Genomic DNA, 17,985 nt, shown 5'->3' with positions numbered 1-17,985 from the left:
GTGCCGGAAAAGGTCAACGTCAACAGACAAAAACACGCTCTGTTTTTGTCTGTTTAATTGTTTAAGTCTTGGCAGGGAGAGCCGCCGATACAGGGATGTATCGGCGGAGTTTGGGGCGCCCTGGATGGGCGATACCAAACCGGAGCGGAAATGGCGTCTCGGATAAAAAGCGCGAGGATTGAAGGGGCGCGCGCTGGCGCCCCTCATCGGTCGCCTTCGCCAGCGGTGCCATGGAAACGCATGTGCTGGCCGGCGAACGAAACAATTCACCGCAATCCCATACGGAAATAGCATCTCAGATAAAAGCGTACGGGCAGGCGGAATATTCCATCGTATCAACCTAAATAACAGGCATCCCCCCCTCAAATATAACTCAGCGGCTCATCCACCAGCTTCTCGCCCAAAAACTTCTCCAAAAACAGCTTAGTTCTTGGGTGCTGTGGATTGGCAAACAGTTCTTTGGCGGCGCCCTGTTCTACAATTCGCCCTTCATCCATAAAAATGGCACGGTTGGCAACGTCGCGAGCAAAGCTCATTTCATGAGTGACGATCACCATGGTGCGGTTTTCTTCTGCCAGCGCACGGATAGTGCTTAGTACCTCACCCACCAGTTCAGGGTCCAGCGCCGAAGTGGGTTCATCAAACAGGATGACTTCCGGCTGCATCGCTAATGCTCGAGCAATAGCCACGCGCTGTTGCTGACCACCGGACAGGCGTTTTGGAAACGCGTCCTCTTTGCCCTTTAAGCCAACTTTTGCCAGCAGTTCACGCGCTCGGGCAATCACCACCTCTCGCTTTTCGCCTTTAACGATAACCGGCCCTTCGATAATGTTTTCCAACACGGTACGGTGCGGGAATAAATTAAAGTTCTGGAAGACAAAACCCACTTCCTGACGCAGTTTTCTAATCGCCGTTTTTTGTCGGCTCAGCGGCTGGCCGCCGTCGATAGTGACATCGCCAACCTGAATCGTGCCGCCGTCAGGCTCCTCGAGCAAATTGATGCTACGCAGCAACGTGGTTTTACCAGAACCACTTGGCCCAATGATGGCTACCACCTCACCCTTCTCAACCGTGAGATCGACGCCGTGCAGCACGGTGTTTCCGTTAAAGGATTTCGTCAGATTTTTTACTTCAATAGTGCTCACTGTGGGCTCCCAAACGGATACGTCTAAAATCGATACTGTGCAGATGCAACGCCGCGTACACGGCGCGTCACCCAATATAACGGCAACTTTAGCAACTCAGGACAGGGAATAAAAAATTTTGCAGGAATATGGTTAGACTGATATAGAATAAGACACAAAAAAGCCATCGTAACGATGGCTTTTCATACTGAGGCTTAATCAGCAGACCGCTGTTTTTTGCCAACTAAGATACTGATCGTATTTCCGTAGCGCGATGCGATAGTTATTTTGATTCGCGTCGGTCATGTTCTCGATCAGATCCCACTGTTGCTCACTGCCGCAAAACTTTTCGTCGGGGAAATCGCTCGCTCTTAACATATCGTCTAAGCGGCGCAGGCGGACAATATATTCACGGATGGAGCTATGGCTCATTTCCGTTTGTTCAAACAGATATTGTTTAAACTCGAGAATATCGAAGTAATCCGCTTTGCAATGGCAGTACACGTCACTACAAAAACGACACAATGCCGTTAGCTCTTTTTCCAGTTCTTGCCAAACTCTGTCGTCAATCAGTTGATCCATCCCAGCAAGCGTTTCGCGATCGAGAATTTTCCCACGAAACACCAGAGACATGCGATCGAGCGATTTACCACAATGAGAGCAATCACACTGGCTGTGTTTAAAATCTTTCAAATAGCGACTCAGAGGCCGTCTTTTCTGTTGGGATGCTGTCATGGCAACATGCTCCATTTTATCGAATAACTGGTGACACATTAGCTTTGGCTGGCCAGCTTGGTACGTAGACGTTTTATCGCCTGACTATGCAGCTGGCTCACCCGAGATTCTCCGACCTCAAGCACGGCGCCGATTTCCTTCAGGTTTAGCTCCTCTTGGTAATAGAGGGTCAGAACCAATTTTTCACGTTCCGGCAAGGCTTCGATGGCGGCGATCACGCGCTGGCGCAGATCTCCTTCCAACAGCTGTTTGAGAGGATTGGCATCCTCATGCTGCTGAAATACCGGCTCGGCGCTATCGCCATGCTCTTCTCGCCATTCATCGTAAGAAAAAAGATGGCTGGTGTTGGTATCCAGCAAAATCTGCTGATACTCAACCAGTGGCATATCTAACTCTTGGGCAATTTCGGTTTCTGTCGGTGCGCGATGCAGGCGCTGTTCTGCTCGCTGCATAGCCGCTGAAACTTCACGGGCATTTCGACGCACGCTGCGCGGAACCCAATCTCGGCTGCGTAGCTCATCGAGCATCGCGCCGCGAATGCGCTGAACCGCATAGGTGGTAAAAGCCGTCCCCTGCATGGCATCGTAGCGTTCGACCGCGTGCAACAGCCCGATACCTCCAGCCTGAAGCAGGTCGTCCAGTTCAACGCTCGCGGGCAGGCGAACCTGCAAACGCAGCGCTTCATGGCGCACTAGCGGAGCGTAGCGCTGCCACAGGGAATTTTTGTCGATCACGCCGTCGGCGGTATACAATTCACTCACGTTGACAGAACCCGGGTTGATGGATGCCCGGCTATTATCTAACTCTCACGCCAAAGCCAATGGCGCGATTAGTCAGCAAAAATGCCCCCTTTTCTCACGTTGCTTTTTCCGCAATAGAAGTTTGCTCAGTTATTCATCAGGTGGTTTATGTAAAAAACCCCGCCGCAGCGGGGTTAGCTGAAATGCTGGCGAAGTATTAACGCAGCAGAGTCAGTACGTTCTGAGTAGACTGGTTAGCCTGAGCCAACACAGAAGTACCCGCCTGTTGCAGAATGTTTGCACGGCTCATGTTAGACACTTCGGTCGCGTAGTCAGCATCCTGAATACGAGACTGGGAAGCAGTCAGGTTGTTTACGGTGCTGTTCAGGTTGTTGATAACAGAATCGAAACGGTTCTGTACCGCACCCAGAGATGAACGCAGGCCGTCGACCTGAGACAGAGCATCATCAAGCTGTTTCAATGGGTTAATAACATTTGTGTTTTCAGTTGTAGCACTAACTGTACCGTCCGCAGCAACAGTTGCATCTTTATAAATTGTTTTTCCTGCAGCATCTGTCGTCTTAACGATATATTTATCAGTACCACTGCCATCGTTAAATTTGTGCAGCTCTTCACCTGAAGCTAGTCCTTTAACAGTAACCGCATCTCCTGCAGGCTTGTTAATTGCAACTGGAGCACTGAAATCACCATCAGCTTTACCCGTTATTTTTGGCGCAGTGTCATAATTGATATTAGCTTTACCTGTGGCATCTAATGACACTTCATAGTAAGTATTAGTACCACCATCAGCATTTTTAACAGCATATTTAGTGTTACCGCCACCAGCATCATACTGAACAAGAGTGTTTGTACCTGTAGGAGCAGTACCTGACTCAACGCCCATTGTCGGAGTTATAGTTGTTGCTACACCAGGGATGCTAGTAACTTTAGCACCAACTTTATTCAAAGTATCGCTGACATCAAAGTCACCTAACTTCAGCGTATCTTTATTCACATTTTTTAAATCAATACTGATAGTTTCACCATCGTTCGCCCCAACCTGAATAGTCAACGACTGGTCTTTACTCAGCACTTTAACGCCGTTGAAATCTGTTTGTGACGAGATACGGTCAATTTCAGATAAACGCTGGGTAATTTCGTCCTGAATGGATTTCAGGTCGCTATCAGAGTTAGACCCATTTTGCGCCTGCACAGCTAAACGACGAATATTTTGCAGGTTGTCATTCACTTCGTTCAGAGCACCTTCGGTGGTCTGCGCCAGAGAGATACCATCGTTGGCGTTACGAGAAGCCTGAGTCAGGCCTTTGATGTTCGCTGTAAAGCGGTTAGAAATCGCCTGACCCGCAGCATCGTCTTTCGCGCTGTTGATACGCAGACCAGAAGACAGACGCTCAATAGCGGTACCCAGTGAAGACTGAGATTTGTTCAGGTTGTTCTGCGCCATCAAAGACAGGCTGTTGGTATTAATTACTTGTGCCATAGTGAGCTTTCCTTTCGAATCAGCTGCGATATACGCATCTAGTTAATGGGTCGGGCCTGATTGCCCTACGGCGTCAGCCACCGTCCACACAGGTATCGGCGCTCCCCAATTAACCTTTAGGAAATTTTTTAATTATTTTTCCTGAAAATTCTCCGCACAGACAATCGCCTAAATAAGGCCCTCTTTACGCCTTCTATCGTCCCATCACTTTTTATATTTATTTCGTAAACTTTTTTCCTACCGAGCCGATAACGCGTAAAGCGCAGTAAATTATTAAAAGGAAAATACCGATGGCATCTATTTCTTCTTTAGGGATCGGCTCTGGTCTCGACTTAAATGGCTTACTTGATAAATTATCTACGGCGGAACAACAGCGTTTAACGCCTTATACCACTCAGCAAACCAGCTACAAGGCACAGCTGACCGCCTACGGCACGCTGAAAAGCTCGTTGGAGAAGTTTGATAACCTGAGTAAAGATCTGGCAAAAGCCGACTTCTTTAATACCACCAAGGCATCGACGCACGATCAGTTTACTGTAACGACCAACGCAAAGGCGGTTGCTGGTAACTACAGCGTTGAAGTCAAACAGCTGGCTCAGGCACAAAGCTTAACCACGCAGAAAGTGGTTACCGATCAGTCTGCACAGCTCGGTACCTCAGGTGCTAGCGGCCGCTCTATTACCCTGACTCAGGGGACGCCCCCTAAAACAACTCAAATTCCTTTGAGTGATGATCAGACCTCACTCCTAGAAATGCGCGATGCGATTAATGGCGCGAAAGCAGGCGTTACGGCCAGTATCGTGCGCGTAGGTGATAGCAGCTACCAGTTAGCATTAACGTCTTCCTCAACCGGTTCCGCTAACCAAATGACGGTTAAAGTGAACGGCGATGACCAATTGGGTGAATACCTGAACTATGACCCAAGCGCGCCATCAAGCTCACCCACGGCCATGAAACAAACGGTAGAAGCTAAAGACGCCATTATCACCATGAATGGCACAGAAATTGTGCGTAGCAGCAATACCATTACCGATGCGCCACAGGGCACCACCATTGAGTTGAAAGCCAAAACTAAAGACGGCGAGCCGCAGAACCTGATTCTAAGCGCGGACAACTCTGGTGCGATGGATAAGATAAAAAGCTGGGTAGATAGCTATAACTCCCTACTTGATACCTTTACATCTCTGACTAAATACACCCCAGTAAAAACCGGTGAGGCACAGTCAAAAACCAACGGTGCTTTGTTAGGTGATAACACCCTGCGCGGTGTTCAGGCTGCAATTAAAGGCGCCTTAAGCTCGGCTCAGGATAACCCTGAACTGAAAGGTCTAGGCAATTTGGGGATCACTACTGACGGTAAAACCGGCAAATTGACCGTAGACAGTGACAAACTCACCAAAGCTTTCACTGACCATCCAGACCAAGTGGCCAACTTCTTTGTTGGCAACGGGACGGATAGCGGTATGGCAACCAATATTCACAATGAAATTCAAAGTTATATCAAGGCCGGCGGCGTGATCGAATCAACAACCAAAAGTATCAATACCAACCTAGATCGTCTGAGTGTACGTATCGATAGCGTGAGCGACAGTATTCAAGAAACTATCGACCGCTATAAAGCGCAGTTTGTACAACTGGATACCATGATGTCCAAGCTCAACAGTACCAGTTCGTACCTCACACAACAATTCACCGCCATGAACTCATAAGATAGGTAACAAGCATCATGTATAAAGCGACGGGCTCACAGGCCTACGCTGATGTGGGATTAGAAAGCGGCGTGATGAGCGCCAGCCCACACCAGCTTATTGTCATGTTATTTGACGGGGCGCATAGCGCCCTAATCCGTGCCCGCCTGCATATGCAGGCGGGGCAAACCCAGCTCAAGGGTCAGTCAATCACCAAAGCCATCAATATTATTGATAATGGGTTAAAAGCGGGTCTCAATCTGGAAAAAGGCGGAGAGCTTGCAGAAAACTTAGCCGCGCTGTATGACTATATGGTGAAACGGCTATTACATGCTAATCTTCATAATGATGAAGCGACAATCCAGCATGTCACGGACCTGTTAGACAATATTGCCGATGCGTGGCGTCAGATCGGCCCACAATCACAACTTAATCAGCAGGACCACTTATAATGTATGGAATACAGCCTTTGTCACATGCGTACCGGAACATCCTTTCCATCAGCGAAAGTATGCTCGATCTCGCTAAGCGCTCTGAATGGGACTCGCTGGTAAAATTGGAGATGGAGTATCTCCAAGCAGTGGCAAAAACCACTGAGCTCATGCCTATTTCCGAGGTTGATTCAGCGATGCAAACCGAGCTGCGCAGAGTGTTGGCTAAAATTCTGGATAACGAAGCTGAAATTAAACGCCTGCTACAAGCGAGAATGGATGAGCTGAGCCAAATCATCGGCAAAACCTCACGCCAACAGGCCGTGACTCACACTTATGGGCAGTTTTCCGATAATGAAGGTTACCCCAACGATTTACTTTAATTTTTTATATTTAAACAACACCAGTTTAATACATTGTCCCAGTCTCTATTTTTATTAGAAATTTAATTCAATAATAACACTTTTAAATTATAGGTATTTTAAAGATTGGCCCTGCCATGTCCCTATGGCTATCATAATTAATAATAAATTTTTCAGTAATAATGCGTTCAATACGCGCTAATATATTACTTTTCTAACACCAATAATATTCCATGAGAATTAATTAGGAATGGTCACGTCTGTATAGTGTCCATTCGTCTATTCTCTCACCACTAGGTAGCAAGCAATCGGTATGCACACCGAGGTCTGTTGTGATATTGATTTCTTTACCCCCCAAGGTTAAGCAATAGACAGAGGCTGGGTTAGCCATGCCGATCGTCTTCTCTACCGGCACCGTTTGCCTATCTGAAGAAGTTTCTGGATCCTTGTGTCCAGAATGACAGCCTGCCATAACCAATCCTCCCAATCCTACGAGCAACAGCGTGTGTAATTTCATCAAGTATTCCCAACATAAAAATAAATATTATAGACGGTCTTAACGCCCAATATAGGTAATTACTCCTATTTATTACAAGGTATTATCTACTCAGCGTTCAGACGTTTTCATCCGTTTTTTATAAAATCAATCAATAAAAACACTAATCACATCACTAAAAATTATTCATTGATTAAAAATAGTTAAATTAGTACCACAATGCTAATGATTTTATAGGTAAACCAATAGGATTCTGATATATCTTAGCTTGCACCTCTCTCATTTGGATAAGGAACTATGGCTACGCTTCGTAATCTCAAAACTGCGCTGTTGATCGGCGCGCTGGCTCTGGCCGGTTGTGCAACAAAAACAGCAACTCCCGAGCAGTATTCTGGTTTTTTAAAAGACTACTCTAACCTGACAGAAACCAAATCAGCGTCTGGTTTACCCGTTTTGCGTTGGGTTGATCCCAGTTTCAAAAGCAGTCACTACGATAAACTGATCTATAACCCTGTGACTTACTATCCAGAACCTAAACCAACAACTCAGATCGGTAAAAACGTCTTAGAAGGTGTGCTTAACTACACAAATACCAAGCTGAAATCTGCCGCAGCTCAGCGCTCCACTCTGGTGACGCAGCCGGGACCGAGGACGCTGATTTTCCGTGGAGCGATAACGGCGGTTGATACCAGTAAAGAAGGTTTACAGTTCTACGAAGTGATCCCTATCGCTATGGTGGTTGCGGGTACACAAGCCGCGACAGGACACCGTACCATGGACACTAACCTGTTCTTCGAAGGTGAGCTTATCGACTCCCAAACTAACAAACCCGTGTTAAAAGTAGTTCGTAAAAGTTCAGGTAAACAGCTTTCTAACTCGAATCAGCTATTAACCGTGGATGATCTGAAAGCCGTCATCGACAATATGGCCACCGACGCCACCATGTTCGACGTGAAATAGTTTGACGTGAAATAAGCATTCAAATTTAAGTACGCATTCTCCAGCCAGCTGCCACATACAGCTGGCTTTTTTATGCGGATTAGCAGCAATACTCTGTTTTTCAGGCAAAAAAATCCCGTACCTAGGGCACGGGAAACCATACTAGAAATTTGAAAACAAACGTTTTGAAGCAATTAGCAATGGGTATTGAGCAATCTGAACGATTCGCCATCGCTATATAAATAAGTATATAGCGATTTCACTGAATACGCAATCGTCCAAGATCACACTAAAGACGGGCTATTTTTTTACTGCGTACGAACAGGTATACGCCATACGTTTTAGCGTTGGGATACTGCTGGCCAGCGGAGGGATCTGTGTGGCTTGATCAAAGCCATTCTCTTTGCAATAACTCAATGCATCGGCATCCATTGCCGCTTTGTCAACTTTCTCAGGATCGTAGCGATAGATTACCGCCTGATCGGCTGCATGATCGTCAAGTCTGACAAAACCTTTTGGTGCGCTGACACAGCCCACCAATAAGGCCGCCGGCAAAGCCAATAATAAATAGTATTTTTTCATAAGAACCTCTCTAGTTATTTGTTCTTATGATACTCACAACTCTTTTTTGCATAAACCGGATTAATACGAATACTGGGTCATACCCGTAAAAAAGACCACTTACGTGGCCTTTAAATTCTCTCAATGACACTTGTCGATTACAGTTTGAACAAACCTTTAATGACAATACGAGCTATCGCTGAGTTATGGGCTTTAGCCGATTTAATCAGGTATTGATTAATTGCGGCAAGCATTTCATGTGGCGATGGTTCTTCTGTTTCAGAATTCACAATATGTGAACCATTTCCCTGAAAAACAACTTTGCCCTTTTCATCCAGTCCATCGTAATAGCTAATATAGCTGGCCTTCATATAATCCCTATACCTTTCATCTGATTAATAATTTACTGATATACATAACACCTTGCTAGGCAAGAATTTTATCATCAAATCAGAGGTGCAATATGTTGATTTCTTAACAATTGAATTTAGTGCTGCTGGGGGTAAGATCGCTTTACTTTTTCTGTATCGCCATCTCGCGAACAACCCAAAGTTCGTGATTTATCTGACTCACGCATAAGCCAATTTGCGAGGCTCCAAGCATGAGGGTCAGCGTATCTTTATCGGCCAAACGACCATCGCCTTCGCACGTAAACATCTTTTTATCCGGCTGAAACACCGCCAACTGATGCCGTTCTGCACCGCCACTTATCACCCAGTTCAGCATAAAAAGACATACCACCACACCTAATCCCAAAGCGGAACAAAGGATTTTCACCCCGTTAGAAAATCTCACGCTGCATCCCTTTTATAAATAATGAAGAAGGTAACAGCATGAAGAGTGTGGTTAAAATTGATTGTATAGATCAATAAATCGATATTGATCGTTGAAAACGATCGGTATTACAAAGGTATTATATTGGTGCTATTTCCGCTAAACCTGCATATTCATAATGTAGTGTATGGGCATTCAGCATTGTAGTTATGTACATGATATTTAAGTTTAGGTACCACATTACCGCAAAGTACCAAAAAGCATTACTATGCTCTAAGGTGTTTTGCGGTAATTTTTTGCCCTATATATGCCCCATTGGCTAAATACACGGGTTATCATCAAACTCGCTCATCGACATGTCATTGACGACATATGTCACCAAGCCGAATATTCGCATTGTCTCTCACCTCCCCGCAGGGCTGGTGCTGTGTGCTATAAATAGGGACGCTCGGGAAAACAGGGCCACGGAAAGGTTTAATACTTAACTCTAAAGAGATTAAAAAGATGCACGGGATAAGAAATCTCAGTCTGATCTGTTGTATTGGGTTAACCGGCTGCGTGGTAGCAGATCTGGATTCAAGTAATTACGATTACTTCCCCTATGTTCAGACGTTCCAGAAGCCACAAACTATGGGTCACACCGATGTTCAGAAGCGCAGGGATGATCTATACGAATGCGGAGTTAACAAGAAATTTTCGCTAAATTCATGGGATGAAAAGTTCCGACGTAACAGCCTGCAGGCAGGCGAGACGATGGAGCAGCTCGATACCAGAACTAAAAAAGTAGAAGGCTGTATGAAATCAAAAGGATATGTGCTTCTGGATTTCTCTGAATGCGGACCACGAAAAAAGCCAAGCGGATTGTGTAATTGATACCGACCTTCCAGCCGGTTAGGTGGGGATAGCCGTCAATGAGACGAACTTGCCCACTGTGCGTTGTTTTCTGGCGTCGCAGCGGTTATCCAGAAAAATCATGAATGCACAACTGGTTTATCAAGTTTATGGAGCTTGGATGGAGGAAACAAATAGCGAGCAAGTAGCCATGCTGAACCAGACATTATCTGACTTTGCCCCATCCATGCCCCATAGCAAAGTTAGCAATAGATAAATTCTTTATAAAACAATAGTATCACCACGCTAAACCTGCATATTCATAATATCTTGATAGGCGGCAACCAGACGATTACGCACCTGAATCCCCATCTGCAGCGAAATGCCGGATTTTTGCAAATCGACCATCACGTCGTTTAACGCTACGCCCGGAACACCCATCTCAAAATTCTGCGCCTGAACACGAGCGTTATTTTGCGTTTCGCTGATACGGTTAACCGCCGCTTTGAGCTCCGCAGCAAATGCGCCCTGCGGTGCTTCGCTATTTTGACTACGATTGGCTGCTGAAACTGCGGTTGCCTGTAACTGCTGAAGTACGCCTTCAATTCCGACTATCGCCACTGCCGATACCCTCTTGATTAATCACTTTTACCCATAGCGCATCACCCTACCATAGAGGTCAAAGAGTAAAGCCGCTAAATAGACGCAAAAATAGGGCCTTATTCTCCCATCAAATTTCCCCTCCCCGCAGAATAATACCCTGCCTACTTTTGTAAGCCGCAGACCTTCCAAGAAAAGGCTCTGATTGAATACATTTCGCTGATAGCGCGTCAGGGAGTCCGTTTTGCAAGACATTAATTTATTCCGGGGTTATTTCCCGGCTCAACTGAAAGACAAGGTAAGCACATGAACGCTTCAGCCAACGGTACCGCGGGCACCACAGCAAAAAGCGGAGATGGCGGTTTCGCTACCCTAGTGAATCGTCTACGTGCTAACCCAAAAATTCCATTGCTCATCGCCGGAGCGATTGCGATCGCGGTTGTCGCCGTGCTCGCTCTGTGGGCAAAATCACCAGACTATCGCGTGCTGTATAGCAATATCAGCGATCGCGACGGTGGCGCTATCGTCACCCAACTCACCCAGATGAACATCCCCTATCGCTTTGCGGATAACGGCACTGCACTGTTAATTCCGGCCGATAAGGTACATGAAACCCGCTTGCGCTTGGCGCAGCAGGGCTTACCGAAAGGTGGAGCGGTAGGTTTTGAGCTGTTAGACCAAGAAAAGTTTGGTATCAGCCAATTCAGCGAACAAATCAACTACCAACGCGCGCTGGAAGGCGAACTCTCTCGAACTATTGAAACACTCGGACCAGTACAAACTGCGCGCGTACATTTAGCCTTACCTAAGCCGTCTCTGTTTGTACGCGAGCAAAAACAGCCTTCCGCCTCCGTGACCTTAAATCTACAACCGGGGCGTGCGCTAGATGAAGGACAAATCAACGCCATCGTGTATATGGTTTCTAGCAGCGTTGCCGGTCTTCCCGCAGGGAACGTCACCGTTGTCGATCAAGGCGGTCACCTGCTGACCCAGTCTGATGGCACCGGACGCGACTTAAACGCGACCCAGCTTAAATACGCCAACGAAGTTGAAAGCCGTATTCAGCGCCGTATTGAAGCCATTCTTCAGCCCATGGTTGGCAATGGTAACGTGCACGCGCAGGTCACCGCACAGATAGATAATGCCGTACGTGAACAGACCGACGAAGAATACAAGCCGAATCAGGCTCCTAATCAAGCCGCGGTACGTAGTCAGCAACTCAGCGACAGCTCGCAGTCCGGCGGACAGTTATCCGGTGGTGTCCCTGGGGCATTAACCAATCAACCTGCCCCAGCAGCGACGGGTAACATCACTAATCCACCACAGGCCGGTGGCGCCAACGCCAATACAGCCAATGCACAGCGGCCAGCGTCGTCTACCATTGATACTAATGGACGCCGCAGCAGTTCTGCATCGAACGCTCGCCGCGATGAAACTATCAACTATGAAGTTGACCGCACGATTCGTCACACCCAGCAAAAAGCGGGGAACGTCGATCGCCTGTCGGTTGCCGTGGTCGTTAATTACGCCACCAACGCCAGCGGGAAAAGTATTCCATTAACGCCGCAACAACTGGAGCAAGTGACCGCATTGGTGCGTGAGGCCATGGGCTTCTCTGCAACCCGAGGCGATACGCTCAATGTGGTGAATACGCCATTCACTACTAGCGCAGAAGAAAGTGGTGATGTGCCATTCTGGCAGCAATCCAGCTTCTTTGATCTGCTGATGACTCTTGGCCGTTATCTGCTGGTACTGATTGTGGCCTTCATCCTGTGGCGCAAACTGGTTAAGCCACTGCTGAACAAACAGTTGGCGAACGCGCAGCCTGCTCGCCGTGTTGAACCAACGCCAATAGTGACCACGCCGGTTCAGCCTGCGAAACCAAGTAATGAAGAAATACAGAATCGTCGTAAATCGCAACAACGCGCCACGGCTGAACAGCAGGCACAGCGCGTACGTGATATGGCTGAGCAAGACCCTAGAGTGGTCGCTCTGGTAATTCGCCAATGGATGAGTAACGAACAATGACCATGACCGCGACTGAAAAAAGTGCAATTTTGTTGATGACTATCGGTGAAGACCGTGCGGCAGAGGTGTTCAAACACCTCTCCACTCGCGAAGTGCAGCACCTCAGCACCACCATGGCCACCATGAGTCAGGTTTCTCATCAGCAACTGGGCGAAGTGCTCAATGAGTTACAAGACGAGGCCGAGCAGTATGAAGCGCTCAGCGTTAACGCCAGCGACTACCTACGTTCGGTGCTGGTCAAAGCGCTAGGCGAAGAGCGCGCTTCCAGCCTGCTAGAGGACATTCTCGAGTCACGTGAAACCGCCAGCGGTATTGAAACGCTTAACTTTATGGAGCCGCAGGCCGCCGCCGATATTATCCGCGACGAACATCCGCAGATTATCGCCACTATTCTGGTGCACTTAAAGCGTGCGCAGGCAGCCGATATTTTGGCGCAGTTTGACGAACGCCAGCGTAACGATGTGGTGCTACGCATCGCCACCTTTGGCGGTGTTCAACCTACAGCCCTGCAAGAGCTGACTGAAGTCCTTAACGGTTTGCTCGACGGACAAAATCTCAAACGCAGCAAAATGGGGGGTATTCGCACCGCGGCTGAAATTATCAACCTGATGAAAACCCAACAAGAAGAGTCTGTCATTGAAGCCATGCGCACCTACGACGGTGAGCTGGCACAAAAAATCATTGATGAGATGTTCCTGTTCGAAAATCTGGTCGATGTCGACGATCGCAGCATCCAGCGCATTTTGCAGGAAGTGGAGTCCGAATCTCTGCTCATCGCCCTCAAGGGGGCCAACGAAGCGCTGCGCGAGAAGTTTATGCGCAATATGTCGCAGCGTGCGGCAGATATTCTACGCGACGATCTCTCAACCCGTGGACCTATTCGTCTATCACTGGTAGAAAGCGAGCAAAAAGCGATTCTGCTGATCGTACGTCGTTTAGCCGAAAGTGGCGAAGTGATGATCGGCGGCGGCGAGGACGCATATGTCTAATCCTCCAAATAATAAAGAGGGATTCCGCAAAGCGGTTTTCCCTAAAGCCACCATTGAGGAAACCAATCAGCAGTGGCAACGTTGGGAAATGCGCGATTTTTCCGCGCCCCGCAAACCCAAAATGCCCGCGTTTAAGATGGAGCCGCTGCCGCCAGCGGCCGAATCAACGCCCGCCGTTATTGCTCAGGCCGAGCTTGAGCAACTGCGTGAAGACGCCCAAATGCAAGGCTATCAGCACGGCCTGCAACAAGGCGAAAAACAAGGGTACGATACCGGCTTCCAGCAGGGGCTTAATGAAGGCCGTTCGCAAGGATTACAGCAGGCACAAGCCGAGCAACAACCGCTGCTAGACCACTGGCGTCAACTCGCCCAAGAATTTCAAAGTTCTCTACAGGCGATGGATAACGTGATTGCCGCGCGGCTGATGCAAATGGCGCTCACCGCCGCAAAACAGATTATCGGCCAGTCTCCGGTCTGCGACGCCAGCGCGGTGTTGCAGCAAATCCAGCACCTCATTAATCAGGAACCGTTGTTTAACGGCAATTTACAACTGCGTGTGAATCCGCAAGATTTGCCGATTATTCAACAACAGCTCGGCGTACAGTTAGAGCAACAAGGATGGCGTTTACTCGCCGATACCCAGCTACACCGCGGCGGCTGCAAAATAAGCGCCGAAGGCGGTGAACTCGATGCCAGCATCGCCACTCGCTGGCAAGAACTGTGCAAACTGGCCGCGCCGGAGCTGCCGTTATGACCCAACGCCTCAATACTTGGCTTAGCACCTTAGATGCCTTTGAAAAGCGGATTCCGCAGATCCCATCTGCGAGACGCTATGGGCGGCTGACCCGTGCGACGGGACTGGTTCTCGAGGCCAGTGGGCTTCAGCTCCCTATTGGCGCTACCTGTCTAATAGAGCGTAATGATGGAGTAAAAATCCAGCAGGTCGAAGCTGAAGTGGTTGGTTTTAACGGGCAGCAGCTATTTTTGATGCCGCTTGAAGACGTCGACGGCATTGTTCCCGGTGCGCGCGTATGTTCTCAAGGCGGCGGGTTACAGTCCGGCGGCAAACAACTGCCGCTGGGACCCATGCTATTAGGCCGCGTGTTAGACGGCGGAGCCAAGCCACTCGACGGATTGCCCCCGCCGGAAGAAGCCGATGTCGGCAGTTTAACCACTATGCCGTTCAACCCATTACAGCGTACGCCGATTGTTGACGTGCTCGACGTTGGCGTACGTGCGATTAATGCGCTGCTCACCGTTGGGCGCGGTCAGCGCATGGGGCTGTTCGCGGGTTCAGGCGTGGGGAAAAGTGTACTGCTCGGCATGATGGCGCGCTATACCCAAGCCGATGTGATCGTCGTTGGGCTGATCGGTGAACGCGGCCGCGAAGTCAAAGATTTCATCGAAAATATTCTCGGTGATGAAGGTCGCAAACGTTCAGTGGTTATCGCTGCGCCCGCCGATGTTTCCCCGCTGCTCCGTATGCAGGGAGCATCCTATGCTACGCGCATTGCTGAAGATTTTCGCGATCGTGGACAGCACGTATTGCTGATTATGGACTCCCTCACCCGCTATGCGATGGCGCAACGTGAAATTGCCTTGGCTATCGGCGAACCGCCCGCAACCAAAGGCTATCCACCGTCGGTGTTCGCCAAACTTCCGGCGCTGGTTGAACGCGCTGGCAACGGCACCCACGGTGGCGGCTCAATCACCGCATTTTATACTGTGCTGACTGAGGGCGACGATCAGCAAGATCCTATCGCTGACTCGGCACGCGCGATTCTCGATGGCCACATCGTGTTGTCTCGCCGTTTGGCCGAATCCGGTCACTACCCAGCTATCGATATTGAAGCCTCAATCAGTCGCGCCATGACATCGCTGATTAGCGACGATCACTACGCACGAGTTCGACGGTTTAAGCAGCTACTTTCTAGCTATCAGCGTAACCGCGATCTCATCAGCGTCGGTGCTTACGCTAAAGGCTCCGATCCTATGCTGGATCAGGCCATTACGCTATATCCCCATTTAGAAGCGTTTTTGCAACAAGGGATCTTCGAGCGCAGCGGCTACACCGATGCCTGCTCAAGCCTACAGGCGTTGTTCCCCGCGTAGGACATTTTATGACCCAATAACGGGGCGTTGTACGAAGAGGGCTGTTTATACGCCCCAAACAGCATCAATAACGCTGTTACGAGAGTGAACAAATACAGCCACCGCACATACCACTTCAAGTATGACGGGGATAAATAGGAGTCTCTGCGCGCTCGGTGAGTTCGGCTCTGGCGCACTTGAGATAGGAGGTAATTATGTCTTCACCTATGAGCACACTACGTGACCTTGCACAGCAAGATGTTGATGATGCGACAACCGCATTGGGAAAGTCGCGTCAAGCATACCTGCATGCAGAGCAACAGCTCAGTATGTTACTGAATTATCAAGATGAATATCGTCAGAAACTGAATCAGGGAATGAGCGGCGGTATGGATGCCTCCCGTTGGCAAAATTACCAGCAGTTCATTCGCACCTTGGATCAAGCGATTGATCAACATCGAATTCAGCTTAATCAGTGCAATGTTCGGCTAGTTACAGCGACCCGCTGCTGGCAGGAAAAACAACAGCGTCTCAATGCATTTTGTACGCTGCATGAACGTCAGGAGCAGCAGCTAAAAATGCAGCTCAATAAACAAGATCAAAAACGGATGGATGAGTACGCCCAGCGTGCCGCCATGAGGAGAGAAAAATCATGACGTCCCAATTGCTCGTTGTTACGGCTGCAAATCATACCGCAACACCCTCCAATAGTGCTGGAGCTAACGCCCAATCTGAAAGCGCGGCGCCGTTTTCCGACGTTTTATCACAGGCCCATACGTTAACTAAAGGACGCCAAACACCGCAGGATACATCAAAGCAGACAGGATCTGCGTTAACCGCAAAAACCGATCTCAAAGCCTTGCAAGCCGCGCTGGCTAAAACGCTGCAACAGGCAAAGACACAGCCAGAAGAAGGCAAAGACGCGCAGCAACTATTGAGCCAACTGGCTCAGTTAGATCCTCAACAGCAACAAAAACTGTTGGCATCGCTTAATGTTTCGCTGAACGATAAAGGTAAAGCGCCACTCGATGGCAGCGTGCAAGCGCTAACCGAATCACTCACAGGCAAAGAGACCGATAAAGAGAACGAGCAAGCCGGACAGGCGGCTATCAGCGCACTGCTTGCCATGCTGCCAAATTCGTTGCCCAAGGCCTTATCAGATACCCCCGTTACGGATACGTCAGAACCAGCCCTAACCCTGCTTTCCGGTGAAAACAAAAAGGATGCTAGCCGAGATCTTCACTTACTGCTGAAAACAGACAAGCCAGATGCAGAGCTAGACGAACATCAACTTTCGTTGCCTATCACCGCCGCATCAAGCAAAAAAGTCGATCCTTCAGCGCTAAAGTCTGCCGTTGAAACCAAAGCAGTACCGACAAATGCAACGGATATTCCGCTGAAGCTTGCCGCCCAGCCAGAAAATGCGCTGCCGCAGCACAGTGAGACTAGCGCTTTGCAGCCAGCCCACGCGCAGCCTCATGCGCTAACCAATATCACCGCTAGCAGCCCGGTAATAACCAACACGATAGCTGCCCCCACCACACCGCTGCCCACACCGGTATTAAACGCGCAACTAGGCAGCAGCGAATGGCAGCAAGCGCTGGGGCAACAAATCATGATGTTTAATCGAAACGGCCAACATAGCGCCGAGCTGCGGTTACATCCACAAGATCTTGGTACGCTACAAATCAGCCTACGAATTGATGATAACCAAGCACAGCTGCATATGGCTTCTGGCCATAGTCAGGTACGCGCGGCACTTGAAGCCGCATTACCTCAGCTCCGCACGGCGCTAGCCGATAGCGGAATTCAGCTTGGACAAAGCAGCGTAGGCAGTGACGCTCAGCCACAGTGGAACGGTTCACAGCAAAACTCAGCCGATCGTCAAGCGACATCAGGTGTGTTTAGCATATCCGAGAACCACGATGACGCGGTGATAGCAACTGCCGTTGCGTCGAAATCGGTGAGAGTTGGGGGAGTGGATATTAGTGTGTAATCGCTGTGGCGTTCCGGTCGTCTGATATGTGAGTTCAGAGTGAATTTCGTACGCCTAATGTACCGAAACTGACATGCACTCCGTGCAGGCGTCCGAGTC

19 protein-coding genes are annotated in these 17,985 nt (G+C 48.9%); 10 read left to right on the top strand and 9 right to left on the bottom strand.

Going from position 1 to position 17,985, the window contains the following annotated elements:
• Positions 1-362 precede the first annotated feature (362 nt).
• From tcyN to M988_RS07745, 4 genes are all read right to left on the bottom strand, one after another.
• Positions 363-1,145: an L-cystine ABC transporter ATP-binding protein TcyN gene (gene tcyN, locus M988_RS07760; RefSeq protein ID WP_008813822.1), complete on the bottom strand. Its 783-nt coding sequence runs from the start codon at positions 1,143-1,145 to the stop codon at positions 363-365.
• Between the two features lie 198 nt (positions 1,146-1,343).
• Positions 1,344-1,859 carry a flagella biosynthesis regulatory protein FliZ gene (gene fliZ, locus M988_RS07755; protein ID WP_020303701.1) on the bottom strand — a complete coding sequence of 172 codons (516 nt, stop codon included), beginning with the start codon at positions 1,857-1,859 and terminating at the stop codon, positions 1,344-1,346.
• A gap of 38 nt (positions 1,860-1,897) precedes the next feature.
• A complete protein-coding gene (locus tag M988_RS07750) occupies positions 1,898-2,620 on the bottom strand; it encodes an RNA polymerase sigma factor FliA (RefSeq protein WP_008813823.1) in 723 nt (240 codons plus the stop codon).
• 196 nt (positions 2,621-2,816) lie between these two features.
• The gene (locus tag M988_RS07745; protein WP_064573572.1) at positions 2,817-4,100 is read right to left on the bottom strand and encodes a flagellin FliC; all 1,284 of its coding nucleotides are present in this window, start codon (positions 4,098-4,100) and stop codon (positions 2,817-2,819) included.
• A 290-nt stretch (positions 4,101-4,390) separates the two neighbouring features.
• On the opposite strand from M988_RS07745, the gene fliD reads away from it, so the two are divergent.
• From fliD to fliT, 3 genes are read left to right on the top strand one after another with little or no spacing between them, the layout of a single operon-like run.
• Positions 4,391-5,809 (top strand): flagellar filament capping protein FliD, encoded by a 1,419-nt coding sequence (gene fliD, locus M988_RS07740; protein WP_064573566.1) that lies wholly within the window; start codon positions 4,391-4,393, stop codon positions 5,807-5,809.
• A gap of 17 nt (positions 5,810-5,826) precedes the next feature.
• A complete protein-coding gene (fliS, locus tag M988_RS07735; protein ID WP_004092864.1) occupies positions 5,827-6,240 on the top strand; it encodes a flagellar export chaperone FliS in 414 nt (137 codons plus the stop codon).
• The gene (fliT, locus tag M988_RS07730) at positions 6,240-6,602 is read left to right on the top strand and encodes a flagella biosynthesis regulatory protein FliT (RefSeq protein ID WP_008813827.1); all 363 of its coding nucleotides are present in this window, start codon (positions 6,240-6,242) and stop codon (positions 6,600-6,602) included. Before fliS ends, fliT begins: the two co-directional genes overlap by 1 nt.
• 223 nt (positions 6,603-6,825) lie before the next feature.
• Here the strand turns inward: fliT and M988_RS22340 are convergent, their stop codons facing one another.
• Positions 6,826-7,098: a putative hemolysin gene (locus M988_RS22340; RefSeq protein ID WP_008813828.1), complete on the bottom strand. Its 273-nt coding sequence runs from the start codon at positions 7,096-7,098 to the stop codon at positions 6,826-6,828.
• Between the two features lie 276 nt (positions 7,099-7,374).
• Between M988_RS22340 and M988_RS07725 the strand changes: the two genes are divergently transcribed.
• Positions 7,375-8,037 carry a DUF3313 domain-containing protein gene (locus tag M988_RS07725; protein WP_064573564.1) on the top strand — a complete coding sequence of 221 codons (663 nt, stop codon included), beginning with the start codon at positions 7,375-7,377 and terminating at the stop codon, positions 8,035-8,037.
• Between the two features lie 279 nt (positions 8,038-8,316).
• Here M988_RS07725 and M988_RS07720 read toward each other — a convergent pair whose 3' ends face one another.
• From M988_RS07720 to fliE, 4 genes are all read right to left on the bottom strand, one after another.
• Positions 8,317-8,598, bottom strand: coding sequence for a hypothetical protein (locus M988_RS07720; protein WP_008813830.1), 282 nt, complete (start codon positions 8,596-8,598; stop codon positions 8,317-8,319).
• A 137-nt stretch (positions 8,599-8,735) separates the two neighbouring features.
• On the bottom strand, positions 8,736-8,948 hold the full coding sequence (locus M988_RS07715) for a hypothetical protein (RefSeq protein ID WP_008813831.1): 213 nt from the start codon (positions 8,946-8,948) through the stop codon (positions 8,736-8,738).
• A gap of 142 nt (positions 8,949-9,090) precedes the next feature.
• The gene (locus tag M988_RS07710) at positions 9,091-9,372 is read right to left on the bottom strand and encodes a hypothetical protein (RefSeq protein ID WP_020303700.1); all 282 of its coding nucleotides are present in this window, start codon (positions 9,370-9,372) and stop codon (positions 9,091-9,093) included.
• A 1,116-nt stretch (positions 9,373-10,488) separates the two neighbouring features.
• The gene (fliE, locus tag M988_RS07700) at positions 10,489-10,803 is read right to left on the bottom strand and encodes a flagellar hook-basal body complex protein FliE (protein WP_004092852.1); all 315 of its coding nucleotides are present in this window, start codon (positions 10,801-10,803) and stop codon (positions 10,489-10,491) included.
• Between the two features lie 285 nt (positions 10,804-11,088).
• Between fliE and fliF the strand changes: the two genes are divergently transcribed.
• The 6 genes from fliF (at position 11,089) to M988_RS07670 (ending at position 17,886) form a co-directional block, all read left to right on the top strand.
• Complete coding sequence (gene fliF / locus M988_RS07695; protein ID WP_039186310.1) at positions 11,089-12,810, top strand: flagellar basal-body MS-ring/collar protein FliF; 1,722 nt, start codon at positions 11,089-11,091, stop codon at positions 12,808-12,810.
• Entirely contained in the window at positions 12,807-13,799 is a 993-nt protein-coding gene (fliG, locus tag M988_RS07690) for a flagellar motor switch protein FliG (protein WP_064573560.1), read from the top strand. Before fliF ends, fliG begins: the two co-directional genes overlap by 4 nt.
• On the top strand, positions 13,792-14,553 hold the full coding sequence (fliH, locus tag M988_RS07685; RefSeq protein WP_064573558.1) for a flagellar assembly protein FliH: 762 nt from the start codon (positions 13,792-13,794) through the stop codon (positions 14,551-14,553). Before fliG ends, fliH begins: the two co-directional genes overlap by 8 nt.
• Entirely contained in the window at positions 14,550-15,911 is a 1,362-nt protein-coding gene (gene fliI / locus M988_RS07680) for a flagellar protein export ATPase FliI (protein ID WP_064573556.1), read from the top strand. Before fliH ends, fliI begins: the two co-directional genes overlap by 4 nt.
• A gap of 194 nt (positions 15,912-16,105) precedes the next feature.
• Positions 16,106-16,546 carry a flagellar export protein FliJ gene (gene fliJ, locus M988_RS07675; RefSeq protein ID WP_064573554.1) on the top strand — a complete coding sequence of 147 codons (441 nt, stop codon included), beginning with the start codon at positions 16,106-16,108 and terminating at the stop codon, positions 16,544-16,546.
• Positions 16,543-17,886: a flagellar hook-length control protein FliK gene (locus tag M988_RS07670; RefSeq protein ID WP_064573552.1), complete on the top strand. Its 1,344-nt coding sequence runs from the start codon at positions 16,543-16,545 to the stop codon at positions 17,884-17,886. The genes fliJ and M988_RS07670 overlap by 4 nt, the downstream gene beginning before the upstream one ends.
• The last annotated feature ends 99 nt before the right edge of the window (positions 17,887-17,985 follow it).

The organism is Hafnia paralvei ATCC 29927, from assembly GCF_001655005.1.
GTDB classification, from domain to species: domain Bacteria; phylum Pseudomonadota; class Gammaproteobacteria; order Enterobacterales; family Enterobacteriaceae; genus Hafnia; species Hafnia paralvei.
The sequence above is the reverse complement of the archived record's forward strand: the minus strand, read 5'-3'. Positions and strand labels throughout refer to the sequence as shown.

What these genes read in the sequence shown, in the direction of transcription:
- fliD (WP_064573566.1), top strand. Translation starts at nt 4,391, where the DNA reads ATGGCATCTATTTCTTCTTTAGGGATCGGCTCTGGTCTCGACTTAAAT.
- fliT (WP_008813827.1), top strand. Translation starts at nt 6,240, where the DNA reads ATGTATGGAATACAGCCTTTGTCACATGCGTACCGGAACATCCTTTCC.
- M988_RS07715 (WP_008813831.1), bottom strand. Translation starts at nt 8,948, where the DNA reads ATGAAGGCCAGCTATATTAGCTATTACGATGGACTGGATGAAAAGGGC.
- M988_RS07720 (WP_008813830.1), bottom strand. Translation starts at nt 8,598, where the DNA reads ATGAAAAAATACTATTTATTATTGGCTTTGCCGGCGGCCTTATTGGTG.
- M988_RS07725 (WP_064573564.1), top strand. Translation starts at nt 7,375, where the DNA reads ATGGCTACGCTTCGTAATCTCAAAACTGCGCTGTTGATCGGCGCGCTG.
- fliJ (WP_064573554.1), top strand. Translation starts at nt 16,106, where the DNA reads ATGTCTTCACCTATGAGCACACTACGTGACCTTGCACAGCAAGATGTT.
- fliG (WP_064573560.1), top strand. Translation starts at nt 12,807, where the DNA reads ATGACCATGACCGCGACTGAAAAAAGTGCAATTTTGTTGATGACTATC.
- fliF (WP_039186310.1), top strand. Translation starts at nt 11,089, where the DNA reads ATGAACGCTTCAGCCAACGGTACCGCGGGCACCACAGCAAAAAGCGGA.
- fliH (WP_064573558.1), top strand. Translation starts at nt 13,792, where the DNA reads ATGTCTAATCCTCCAAATAATAAAGAGGGATTCCGCAAAGCGGTTTTC.
- M988_RS07745 (WP_064573572.1), bottom strand. Translation starts at nt 4,100, where the DNA reads ATGGCACAAGTAATTAATACCAACAGCCTGTCTTTGATGGCGCAGAAC.
- fliS (WP_004092864.1), top strand. Translation starts at nt 5,827, where the DNA reads ATGTATAAAGCGACGGGCTCACAGGCCTACGCTGATGTGGGATTAGAA.
- M988_RS07670 (WP_064573552.1), top strand. Translation starts at nt 16,543, where the DNA reads ATGACGTCCCAATTGCTCGTTGTTACGGCTGCAAATCATACCGCAACA.
- fliZ (WP_020303701.1), bottom strand. Translation starts at nt 1,859, where the DNA reads ATGACAGCATCCCAACAGAAAAGACGGCCTCTGAGTCGCTATTTGAAA.
- fliI (WP_064573556.1), top strand. Translation starts at nt 14,550, where the DNA reads ATGACCCAACGCCTCAATACTTGGCTTAGCACCTTAGATGCCTTTGAA.
- M988_RS22340 (WP_008813828.1), bottom strand. Translation starts at nt 7,098, where the DNA reads ATGAAATTACACACGCTGTTGCTCGTAGGATTGGGAGGATTGGTTATG.